The organism is Pectinatus haikarae (genome assembly GCF_050916305.1).
In the GTDB taxonomy this organism is placed as follows: domain Bacteria; phylum Bacillota; class Negativicutes; order Selenomonadales; family Selenomonadaceae; genus Pectinatus; species Pectinatus haikarae.
On the sequence record NZ_CP116940.1, the window covers coordinates 646,731 to 658,720 of the forward strand.

Here is an 11,990-nt window from a genome sequence, read left to right on the forward strand (position 1 = left end):
GCAGCGCCGCATTTTCTTTCACTGTCGGACTAAGAAAATCGTTACGGAATTTTCTCAGTTGAACAAAGCAAACAATTTGAAAATAACGAAATGTATCAAATTACCGCCTTGGTCAATACTGGAAATCATCGTTGTGCCTTCAGGCATTTTAAACTGTGCCGCAATAGCCATTTGTGTATGGAACTGAGCTACAGCCGTCGCCATCAGAAGAGACAGACTGATAACAATGATACCGGCTATGACCGAATGAACTATATTGCCTCTGGCTGCTGCTACGATCATTGCCACTATAAACGGAATGGTAGCCAAATCGCCGAACGGCAAAACATTATTTCCCGGAATAATAACTGCCAGAAATACAGTGATTGGAACGAGTATAAGCGCTGTGGCAATAACTGCCGGATGCCCTGTAGTAACAGCTGCATCAAGACCTATATAAATATTGTGGCCTTCGCCAAATCTCTTCTTCAGAAATTCCCGTGCAGCTTCAGATATAGGAATAAGCCCTTCCATCAAAAGTTTGACCATACGCGGCATAAGAACCATTACCCCTGCCATTGCCACACCTACTTTTACGATGTTGCCGGGAGTATAACCGGCCAAGGCACCTAATATGCAGCCTAAAACCAAGCCCATAAAAATTGGTTCACCGAAAATGCCAAATTTTTGCTGTATATAATCAGGATCTGCTTTTAAATCCTTTATTACAGGAATTTTTTGGATAAGCCAAATGAGAGGTATACCTATGGGAGCATATGAACAAGTGGAGCCTGTAGGAACAGAAATACCTTCCAATTCAAAATAGTTCTCCATATATGGTGCTGTCCAGTCCGCTATTTTCAAAACTACTATTTCAAACAAGATAGCAGCTATCATGGCCTGCACCAGACTGCCTGTCCACGTATAAACGAATGCACCGCAGAAGGCAAAATGCCAGTAGTTCCAGATATCGACATCCATTGTTTTTGTTGTTTTAGTAAAAAGCATAATAGCGTTAACAATGAGACATACCGGCAAAACGAGCGCCGAAACAGGAGAAGCCCATGCTATGCTTGCCGCTGCCGGCCAGCCAACATCAATTACATTAAGATGTATACCGAAATTTTCTACCATGGCATGTGCCGCAGGTCCCAAATTTTCAGTAAGCAGGCCAACTACCAGAAAAACTCCCGTAAAACCCACACCGATGGTAAGCCCGGAACGAAATGCCTTAGCAGGACCGCAGCCGAAAATCAAGCCTAAAATAAAGATAAATACCGGTAAAATTACAGTTGCGCCCAACCCCAGAAAAGATTGGAACATTGGAATTAAGTTATCCATGTATATATCCTCCTTAAAATTTTATTTTATTTGTATTTTTTGAATTTTATGTTAGCTAAAAATTGTTCATCATCCAAATCGAAATAATTATGAGAAGCGGTATCCGTTATTTTTTCTATTCTTCTAAAAAAGTAGATCAGTGATCGTAAATACTTCCCATAACTTTTTCGCATATTTTGTTATTTCTGTAATTCTGCTAAAATCTGATCCTCTACTTTATCCAAACCTATTCCTGTCAAAAATGCTCTGGCGCTTATTACCGGAAAAGCATATTTTGATTTATCTATTACTGTTGTTGTTACTAATAAATCTGCTCCGTCAGAGTACCCCGGCACCTCCATGATCTTGCATTGAATAATTTCAACAGGTATATTATTTTTCTTTGCCAATTTACTTACAGCTTCATTCACTACTGTTGATGTAGCGATCCCTGTGCCGCATGCCACCAAAACTAATTTTTTGCCATTTTTCACGATAATCTCTCCTTACAAACCTAATTTTTTACATACAAATTCTTTAATATCAACTGGTTTTTGTGCTTTTGCTATCTCCTCCAGTGCACCGTCCTCCTGCAGTATTTTCATAAGCTTTTGCAATATTTCAAGTTGCGCATGTTGTTCTTTCATGGCTAACATAAAAACTATCTTTACCGGCACTGTCTCACATTCTTCTCCCATGATCACAAAGTCAACCGGCTTGGCAAGAGAAGCAACGCAGATAGCTGGTGCATTTACATGTTCAATGTCAGTGTGAGGAATAGCCACCCCGTAAGAAGAGGTCGGCAGACCTGTTGCAAATATTTTCTCGCGGGCAACAACAGCAGCCTTATAAGATTCCTTTACATAATCCAGTTTCTGCATATTCCCGGCCATCTTCGCAATGACATCAAACTTATCCTTCCCTTCAAGATTCAGTAAAACTAAGTTTTCATCCAATGATATTGCGCTCATAATCAATTTATCCCCCTATTGTCATAAGATTAGAACATGTCTATAAACTCTTCCAGAAAGACATCATATGACTTATTTTTCAGCATAGAATTTATGCCGCTCTTCAATTTTATATAATTGTATAATTTTAAGAACATTGTTTCCCAAAGACTTGCCTTATTCTTTCCTATATTGAGCAGGAATACCACCTGCACCGGAAGATCATCCCACATGATAGGTTTATTTAATATGAGCACCGATATAAATGAATTATTATTTTCGTTGTACATAGGATGCGGAATAGCTGCCAAATCACCTATCGAGGTAGATGCCATTTCTTCTCTCTCAAAAATCAATTCTTTTATTTTAGCAGTCATCAAACCCTTTTGAATTGCCTGATCCGTCAAAAAATTGATGCATTCATTTTTTTCTGTAAAGCTTTTATTTACATAGAAATTTTCTGAGGAAAAGAATTTTTCTATTTCTGTTTTATCCATTTTATCTTTTTGAAAAACTTTTTGCTCTATTTTCGTGATATCTTCCTTTTTGAGCATATGATTGATCATTATCACTTTATCAGAATGTATTTCCTTCAGCGGCACCGTAGTGAATACAAAATCGGTATTATCCATTATGGAACCGTCAACTTCATATCCCGGTATGATTTTCATTATGTTTAATCTATTATGGAAATGTTCTTCTATTTTCGCTTTGAGCAATACAGACATCCCCAGCCCTGCCGAACAAACTATCACGACATTTTTTACTTTTCTGTTTTCCTTAATGCCGGTACGGCTTATCGCTGCCCCAAAATGCAGCGCTATATAACCTATTTCATTTTCATTTATTTTTATGTTGTCATATTCCTCAACGACTTTTCCTGCTATTACTCCCATCTGAAAAGCGAGAGGATAATCATTTTTGATAGTATCCAGAAGTTCATTGCGTATGATCATATGGAACTCTATCCGTGTCAGGGCGATATTCAAATGCAATGTCAAACCGTCTCGCAAATATTCATCTTCCGTGAAATCAATTGCCATTTTGTCATGGATTTCCTGCAGAATAATATCTACCAGTTTTTTAACATGCGCCTTATCCGTTGATTCACCTGCATCAAAGATTTTCTTACTGGCCAGAAGGCACTGCGCAATATAATAAATTTCCGCATATGATAAATCTATGCCATTTTGTGCGTAAATTTCATCCACTATATCCTTGGCAACATCATATTCAAAGGTGCTTCCTATCTTTTGCGCCAAACTGGCCGAATATAATACAGTCTTATTATATTTGGAGCGCTGTACCGCAATGGCAGTGTGTATACAAAGATTTTCTTTTGCATCGTCGGCTAATTGCAACTTTTTCTGATTTAAAATTTTTCTGATTATCTTATCCAGCTCCGCCATATTTGCATCCGGCAATATTTTTTGATAGAACAGCTCAAAATTATGTTTATTTATTATTTCAGACATGCAGTAGCGGACTTTGATTTCCTCACCGGCAATAATCATTCCCTTTCCTTTATACTGGACAATTTTCAAGTCATACTTACTGAATATTTTCTTTACATCATTTAAGTGAGCTTTCAAGGTGGATATACTGACAAATAATTCATCAGCCAGTTCCATTTGTGTAATGGAATTTCCCGAAAAAGTATTTTCTAATAATTTAACTATTATATAATTTACTCTTTCTTCTGAAGTTTCAAAATTAATATTATCTTCTCTTGACAATTCATCCTCAAGCTGCCCCAAATTTGCAGTATCTTTAAGACTATATCCTTTATTTGGAACTGCGATGATGTTAACATTATGCTGTTCAAGCAGTTCCTGCAAGAATTTTATATCTGATCTGATGGTTCTTGACGAAACCCCCAGCTGGTTTGCCATCTGTTCGCCTGTGATCCCATTAGGATAATTCTTTAACAGTTCAAAAATTCTTTTGCTGCGCTTTTTCAGCTTGACCATTTTTGTCACTCCCTAGCTTGATTTTATTCTAGCAAATTTTTCTTTCTTGTCATAGATGGAAAAGTTTCCCTGAAATACGGAAATTTTCGACACATGTAGAAAATTTTTTCCGCATATATCAGGCAATATTTATTTATCACTATAATGATGCCATTATTTTTATTAATTAATACTATTTTCATATGCTATTTTATAGCTTTGCATCATATGCTTATAAAAAAACCATACCCTGCCTTGGGTATGGTTTTGATTTGATTTTTTCAGCGTAAATCGGCGGCCTTGCGGAAAGCTTCCACATTTTTTTCGATCTGGCGGTCTTTGAACATGGCAGATCCAATAACAATATCTGTTGCTCCGGCATCAATAATAGTTTTTATATTATTGATATTTACGCCGCCATCAACTTGTATGATAAATTCAAAGTTATTTTCTTCCCGCCATTTTACCAGATCCGCGATTTTTCTTGTACTCATCGGCAGATATGACTGTCCGCCAAATCCAGGCTCAACTGACATAATCAAAACCTTCTTAAGCAGGCCATCCTGCGCTACATATTTTAAGGATTCATAATCGGTGGCAGGATTCAGGACCACACCGCCGTCCATTCCCAAAGTTTTAATAGTTTCCAAAGTATGATACAAGTGAACGCATGCTTCCTTATGGACCGTAACCGTGTTGACGCCGGCGTCAGCAAGTCCAGCCAAAAGCTCATCGGGGTCAGTCACCATCAAATGTGCGTCAAAATTTGCCTTTGTATGCGGTCGGAGAGATTTGATCGTCCCCACGCCAAACGTGATATTCTTTACAAAATGACCATCCATAATATCAAGATGTATATCCATGATGCCGCTGTTTTCCAATCTTTGCACATCATCGGCCAGACAGGAAAAGTCAGCCGATAAAATTGAAGGTGATAAAACTATTTTCATACTATTTCTCCTCTTGTATACAGTCACATTAATCACTGTATCATAAAAATTATCCACTGTATCATAAATACTCTTACAATATCATTTTATTTATCGGTCTATGCAAATAGCCGCACAGGTGAATTTACAATTATATTATCATATAATTGCCGGCTGTTCAAATATCTCCTTTGGCAGTATTTTCCTGCACATAAAAAGGAAATTGCCTAATGTCTCCCTGTATTTTCCCTCAAAGCTCTGCTAAACGGGAAAATGAAAGGGAGCCGCCTGAACAACAAAAGCATTTATGCAAAATAAAAAGAGCTGCCTAAAAAAGCAACTCTAACAACTCTATTCTGGAGCGGGCAAGCGGAATCGAACCGCCCTCTGCTGCTTGGGAAGCAGCCATTCTACCAATAAACTATGCCCGCGGGATACTCAATTATTTTACCACAATATTTTTGCTGATGCAATTCTTTTATATAGTATCCATAGCATATAAACCACCAATAAGTTCATTGCCAATACAAGACAGTCAATCATTTTGCCTCGACAAACAATTTTGCAGTTTGGTAAAAATCCGCACGGCATTATCATAAAACACAGCCCGGTGATATTTCTCAGGAATAACGGCTTTTATTACCTCAATATAATTTTTCATATCAACAAGCGGCCAGTCTGATCCATACATAAGCTTATCATAATGATTCATATAGCCCAGCCATGTCTTCAAATGCTCTATATACCCGGCTCCCTCAGACAAAAAGATTTCTGCATTGATAAGCCCTTCTGCCAGCCCGGATAAGTCAATATAAACATTTGGATTTTTCATAGCTACTTCAGCGGCATCAATTATCCAGGGGTTGCCGCAATGTGCCATGACAAAATGGACGTTGGGGAAATCGACAGCAGCTTCATCCACAGTCAGCGGGTGTGAATATTTAAGCTTGCCATGGCTGCTGGCAGTATCACCTGTATGAATTACAACGGGTACGTTGTATTTTTCCGCCAGTCTGAAAAATGGATGGTAGACTGCATCGTCGACATAATAATGCTGATAGCCCGCATAAATTTTAAAGCCAAGACTTGTCGGCTCCTGCAACAGTTTTTCATAAGCAGCCAATGTTTGTTCACGGTTCTCAGCAGTTATCATATCCGGTGCTATGCCAAGGCATTGCGCCATAAAAGGAGGAAATTGCTCAAGTCCATGTGTTATAATTTGCGGATTGATGCTGCCGTCCACTATATCGGACGAATCGACTCCCATGCCCACACCCAGAACCACTCCGCATTTGTCGAACTCCCTTTTTAACGTAGGGATATCACATTTGCAGTTTATGTTGGCAGCAGTTTCAGCAAAGTTTCCTACGGATGAAAAATGCATATGTGCATCGATTATTTTCATAGCAGCTGCACCCCTTTATATTTAAATTTTAATGTCTCGCAAGAAATAAAATAAAACCCTATTTCTTAAGCAATAGAGTTATCTATTCGGGCATCCCACTTTATTCCAAAGAATGTTGAAAATAATATATTATCTGCGTAAATTGCTTTTGTTTACACCTTAAATTTTCTGGAAAATCAGTCATTCAGCATCATATGACATAAATTCTCCCTTGAAACGGCTCCTGTTATTTGAGCGGCAGATCGGCCATTTTTAAATATAATAATGGTGGGGATCATTGTTACATTGTATTTTTCTATCAGTTCACGTGATCTGTCCACGTTGACACTTCCTACTTTATATTCACCTGATGCATTTTCTTCCATTTCATCTATTATAGGGGCAAATTGCTGGCACGGCACACACCATTCAGCGCCAAAATGCACCAGCACCGGTATCGGCGACTGCAAAACTTCTTTTTCAAAATTCTGTTCAGTATATACCTGTGGCATATTTTTCTTCCTTTCACCAACATCTGCGGCGGCATGATGTATCTAATATACCCTTTATCAAAAATTATTGCAAGGTTGACATTAAATTTATCAGGTGATATTATATATGCAATTGAATAAAAGAGAATCAGGCGTCAGAAATGACTTAATAGGGAAACCGGTAATTGTATTTGATAGTCCGGTGCGGTCCCGCCACTGTAACACGGAGCAACCCCGCAATCTATCCATTGGAATTTTATTCTGAGAAGGAGCGGCGAAGCAATGATGTGAAGCCAGGAGAACTACCTGATTGACAGTCACCGTTATACATAACTGTATAGTACCCGCGAGCGATGGGCAGGAGATTAGATTATAGCATAAATAAATTTGGTATAGTTTACCCTCTTCTTTGCGTTCGCTCAGAAGAGGGTTTTTATTTTGGTTTCAGCCCCTTTGTATCTTCAGCTAATACACTGGGGATTGCTCATAGAGTTTTACTTCCTCTTAAACACTGCACTGGCAGGGCCTTGCTTTCACAGCAAGGTTTTTCTTTTTTAAGCACTTTTACCTTAAATTATTTTTCTTACGATTTTCTGACCTGCATCTCGGCTGTATACAGCCACTGAGCAGAATATTTTGTTATTCTCTGCTAGATTGAGAAACAGGCCTGATGGAAAACCAGGCCTGCCTCCTATTAAATTCCCTGCATAAGCTGCTGCAAATGTTCTGTCAGCTTCATGTTTTCACTATAATCGACCTGGCAGTCAATGATAGCCGGTACATCCAGGCTGAAAGCTTTTTCCAGTGTCGGAATAAGCTCTTCAGCCTTTTTGATGCGAAAACCTGCGGCATGCATGCTCTCAGCAAATTTTACAAAATCAGGATTTGTAAAATCAACACCATAACTATGTTTATAATGATCTTCCTGTTTCCACTTTATGAGACCATAGCTGCAGTCGTTGAATATCAGCGTCACAAAATTTGTGCCAAGACGTATAGCCGTTTCAAACTCTTGACAATTCATCATAAAACCGCCGTCACCGGTTATTGCCAATATTTTTTTATCAGGATTGACGAGTTTTGCAGCTATAGCTCCCGGCACGGCTATGCCCATCGTAGCAAATCCATTGGAAATAATACAGGTATTCGGTTTATAGCAGTTGTAATGACGAGCTATCCAGACTTTATTCGCCCCTACGTCTGAAATAACGATATCATCAGGTCCCATGATTTTTCGTACATCGTTGAGTATGCGCTGCGGCTTCATAGGAAAAGCTTTATCAGCAGCGTAGCTCTCGTGTTCTGCAACCATTTTTTCACGCATTGCCAAGGCTTCCTTGGGTTCCTGAAGGCGTGCAGTCCTCTGCATTATACGTTTTAATGAGTCAGGTATATCACCGACTACTTCTATATTGGCCTGATACAACTTATTGATATCGGCGGAAGCCGCATCTATATGAATTATATCCACATCACCGCGCTTATTCCATTTTGACGGTGCATATTCAATAATATCGTAACCGACGGCTATTACCAAGCTGGCTCTTTCCAATAATTTATTTTGATAATCAGAAAAAGGAATGCCTATTGTCCACATTGCATACTTGTTATCAAAAGGAATGGCCCCTTTTGCCATCATAGTATTTATTACCGGTATTTTCAGTTTTTCCGCAAACGCCGTCAATTCCTTTGCCGCATGAGAGCGAATAACTCCGCTGCCGGCGAGAATAACCGGACTTTTAGCATAGGAAATCATTTCTGCTGCTTCGTCAAGCGTATGAACAGAAGCATATTCTTTTATCGGATATTGTTTTTGCAGCGGACGTTCCGAATTATCTATAGACATCATGCCAATATTAACCGGCAGATCTATATGACATGCGCCCGGCTTTTCGCGTTCCGCATATTTAAAGGCCAGACGAACTATTTCATTCACCGTGTCGGGGCGTACCACCATTTTTGTACGTCGGGTTATCGGTTCAAACATCTTCACTAAGTCAAGAAATTGGTGTGAGGTAATGTGCATCCGTTCAGTACCTACCTGCCCCGTTATTGCAACAAGCGGGGCTCCGTCACTATCGGCATCGGCAACACCTGTTACGAGATTCGTTGCACCCGGCCCCAATGTAGCAAGGCATACACCGGCCTTTCCCGTAAGTCTTCCATAAACGTCGGCCATAAAGGCAGCGCCTTGTTCATGACGGACAGTGATAAACTGTATCTTAGAATTTTCAAGCGCACGCATAATAGCCAGATTTTCTTCACCCGGAATACCGAAAATATATTTTACGCCTTCTTCTTCCAGACATTCTACCAGTAAATCAGCGGTACACCGCTTACTTTTTTCACACATAGTATTTTTAGCAAAGCCTCCTGCAAAATATAATTAATGTCATGTTCAATAATACCTACTAAGCAAAAATTTATCAATAAAAATTTACAACAAAACAGTATTATTTTGCAAATAAATCAAGAATTATAGATCAACCAAGAATTTTATTTATGTTATAATAAAAAAAATATACGCAGGAGGATAGACAAATGAAAAAAATCGGTTTTATCGGCACCGGAATAATGGGCAGCGCAATGGCCGGACATTTATTGGAAGCAGGATATGAACTCAGCGTTTACAACAGGACCAAAGAAAAAGCCGCCGGATTGCTGGCAAAAGGAGCAAAATGGTGTGACAGTGCCGGTGAGTGCGCCCGCGGACAGGACGCAGTCATAAGCATAGTCGGCTATCCCAAAGATGTGGAGGAAAGTTATTTGGGAAGCAACGGTATTTTGGCAAATGCAGAAAAAGGAACATATGTCATAGATATGACAACTTCATCTCCATTATTGGCACAAAAAATATACGAAGCAGCGCAAAAAAAAGGCATTTACGCCATTGACGCGCCTGTTACCGGCGGTGATACAGGCGCACAAAAGGCATCACTTTGTATTTTGGCAGGCGGTGATGAAGCTGCTTTTCTGGCAGTAAAACCCCTTTTGGCAAAAATGGGCAGCAACATTATTTATGAAGGCAGTGCCGGTGCCGGACAAAAAACAAAAGCCTGCAACCAAATCGCCATAGCAGGTGCACTTGCCGGAGCGTGTGAAGCATTTTCATATGCGCAGGCCTCAGGACTTGATGCCGATAAAGTGTTCTCTGCCATTTCCAAAGGGGCTGCCGGCAGTTTCCAGATGTCAAATGTAGTTGTCAATGCTTTGAAAGGAAATTTTGAACCGGGTTTCATGCTGAAGCATTTTATAAAAGACATGAATATCGGTATTGAGACCGGTGATATTTTCTCCGTAAACATGCCTGTTCTGAAACAAGTTTTAGTGGAAGCAAAAGAACTGGAAGAAAAAGGTATGGGCGAAAAAGGCACACAAAGTTTAATAAAATATTATGAAAATGACCTCTGACATATATAAGATTACCCCAATAACCAAATATAGCATCATTTTGATATTTGGCACTTTTCAGTTCCATTTGTAACAAAATTGAACCACATACCGGAACAAACATGTTCCACGGCCGATAGTATTATTATTATATAAGCCTATAGGAGAAATCTCCGCAAATATATTGTATACATTTTTACTCAAAAGGCATCCGGACAGGATCTTCTTTATCCTGTCCGGATGCCTTTTTTCTGTCTGTTGTTCGCTCAGACAGTCGATTGCATTTTCTGAATCATGCCTGTATTTTTGTGTATTTTTACTTGCAAAAAAATTTTTTTACTTCATTTCAAATAATTGGCATAATATTTGCTTCTATAATTAGTTGTGATCTTTAATTAATCGGGAGGTTTTTGTCATGATCATAAGTGTTATCAAGGAAATAAAAAATAATGAAAACAGAGTAGGCCTGACGCCGGCAGGCAGCGAAGCGTTAATAAAAGCGGGACATACTGTATTAGTAGAAAAATCCGCGGGACTTGTCAGCGGATTCAGTGACGAATCATACAGCAAAACAGGCGCTGCCATAACAGCTGATAAAAAAGAACTGTTTGACAGAGCAGACATGATTATCAAGGTCAAGGAACCATTGCCCGAAGAATATGATTTCTTCCATGAAGGACAGATTCTTTATACATATCTTCATCTTGCACCGGAACCAAAGCTCACAGACGCATTGCTCCAGCATAAAGTTACAGGCATTGCTTATGAAACAGTTGTGGGCCATGACGGCCATAGTCTGCCCCTGCTTTCGCCGATGAGTGAAATAGCGGGCAGAATGTCCATTCAGATCGGTGCTCATTATTTGGAAAGCCGCTATGGCGGACGCGGTGTTCTTTTGGGCGGGGTAAGCGGTGTATGCCCCGCGCAGGTAGTCATCGTCGGCGGCGGCATAGTCGGTGCCAACGCTGCCAAGATGGCAGCAGGACTCGGTGCCAGAGTGACGGTTCTCGATTTGTCCATAGACAGAATGCGTTATTTGGATGATATTTTCAACGGAAGAGTGATCACCGAAATGTCAAACAGCCACAATATAGCAAAATGGGTGGCAAAAGCTGATCTTTTAATTGGTGCTGTATTGATTCCCGGTTCTAAAACACCGAAATTGGTCACCGAGGAAATGGTCAAGACTATGAAAATCGGTTCTGTAGTAGTAGATGTTGCCATTGATCAGGGCGGCTCTATTGAGACCTGTGATCACTGCACTACACATGACGATCCTACTTTTGAAAAATATGGAGTTATTCACTATTCCGTGGCGAATATTCCCGGTGCTGTTGCCAGGACATCCACTCTTGCACTGACCAACGCAACTCTGCCTTATGCACTGGCTATAGCCAATAACGGTTTCAAAAAAGCTGCCCTTGAAGATGCCGGGCTGATGCAGGGAATAAATACCATTGACGGAAAAATCACCTTTAAAGGCGTTGCCAATGGTTTGGATCTGCCCTGCGCTGATATAAAAGAATTACTGAAATAAAATTATACTGTCTGGCTGCAATCCCCCTCTTATCGCCCCCGATCTGAGCAGAAATGCCCTC

10 protein-coding genes, 1 tRNA gene and 1 riboswitch are annotated in these 11,990 nt (G+C 39.8%); of the genes, 2 read left to right on the plus strand and 9 right to left on the minus strand.

Going from position 1 to position 11,990, the window contains the following annotated elements; translation table 11 throughout:
- Positions 1 to 54: 54 nt before the first annotated feature.
- The 9 genes from NXG61_RS03205 to NXG61_RS03245 all read right to left on the minus strand — a co-directional run bounded on the left by NXG61_RS03205 (position 55) and on the right by NXG61_RS03245 (position 9,355).
- The gene (locus tag NXG61_RS03205; RefSeq protein WP_196604243.1) at positions 55 to 1,320 is read right to left on the minus strand and encodes a PTS galactitol transporter subunit IIC; all 1,266 of its coding nucleotides are present in this window, start codon (positions 1,318 to 1,320) and stop codon (positions 55 to 57) included.
- A 179-nt stretch (positions 1,321 to 1,499) separates the two neighbouring features.
- A complete protein-coding gene (locus NXG61_RS03210) occupies positions 1,500 to 1,793 on the minus strand; it encodes a PTS sugar transporter subunit IIB (protein ID WP_196604242.1) in 294 nt (97 codons plus the stop codon).
- Between the two features lie 12 nt (positions 1,794 to 1,805).
- The gene (locus NXG61_RS03215; protein ID WP_307224107.1) at positions 1,806 to 2,270 is read right to left on the minus strand and encodes a PTS sugar transporter subunit IIA; all 465 of its coding nucleotides are present in this window, start codon (positions 2,268 to 2,270) and stop codon (positions 1,806 to 1,808) included.
- A 29-nt stretch (positions 2,271 to 2,299) separates the two neighbouring features.
- Entirely contained in the window at positions 2,300 to 4,219 is a 1,920-nt protein-coding gene (locus NXG61_RS03220) for a BglG family transcription antiterminator (protein WP_196604240.1), read from the minus strand.
- Positions 4,220 to 4,479: 260 nt separating this feature from the next.
- Complete coding sequence (gene rpe, locus NXG61_RS03225; RefSeq protein ID WP_196604239.1) at positions 4,480 to 5,148, minus strand: ribulose-phosphate 3-epimerase; 669 nt, start codon at positions 5,146 to 5,148, stop codon at positions 4,480 to 4,482.
- Positions 5,149 to 5,484: 336 nt separating this feature from the next.
- Positions 5,485 to 5,558 (minus strand) — tRNA-Gly (locus tag NXG61_RS03230).
- A 104-nt stretch (positions 5,559 to 5,662) separates the two neighbouring features.
- Entirely contained in the window at positions 5,663 to 6,532 is an 870-nt protein-coding gene (locus NXG61_RS03235) for an amidohydrolase family protein (RefSeq protein WP_196604238.1), read from the minus strand.
- A 176-nt stretch (positions 6,533 to 6,708) separates the two neighbouring features.
- The gene (locus NXG61_RS03240; protein ID WP_196604237.1) at positions 6,709 to 7,023 is read right to left on the minus strand and encodes a thioredoxin family protein; all 315 of its coding nucleotides are present in this window, start codon (positions 7,021 to 7,023) and stop codon (positions 6,709 to 6,711) included.
- 112 nt (positions 7,024 to 7,135) lie between these two features.
- Positions 7,136 to 7,326, plus strand: a riboswitch (cobalamin riboswitch).
- A gap of 370 nt (positions 7,327 to 7,696) precedes the next feature.
- Positions 7,697 to 9,355, minus strand: coding sequence for an acetolactate synthase large subunit (locus tag NXG61_RS03245; protein WP_196604236.1), 1,659 nt, complete (start codon positions 9,353 to 9,355; stop codon positions 7,697 to 7,699).
- Positions 9,356 to 9,543: 188 nt separating this feature from the next.
- Here NXG61_RS03245 and NXG61_RS03250 point away from each other — a divergent pair, with 188 nt between their 5' ends.
- Together NXG61_RS03250 and ald are read left to right on the plus strand one after the other, a co-directional pair.
- The gene (locus tag NXG61_RS03250) at positions 9,544 to 10,413 is read left to right on the plus strand and encodes an NAD(P)-dependent oxidoreductase (RefSeq protein WP_196604235.1); all 870 of its coding nucleotides are present in this window, start codon (positions 9,544 to 9,546) and stop codon (positions 10,411 to 10,413) included.
- Between the two features lie 394 nt (positions 10,414 to 10,807).
- Entirely contained in the window at positions 10,808 to 11,929 is a 1,122-nt protein-coding gene (ald, locus tag NXG61_RS03255; protein ID WP_307224105.1) for an alanine dehydrogenase, read from the plus strand.
- Positions 11,930 to 11,990: the final 61 nt, after the last annotated feature.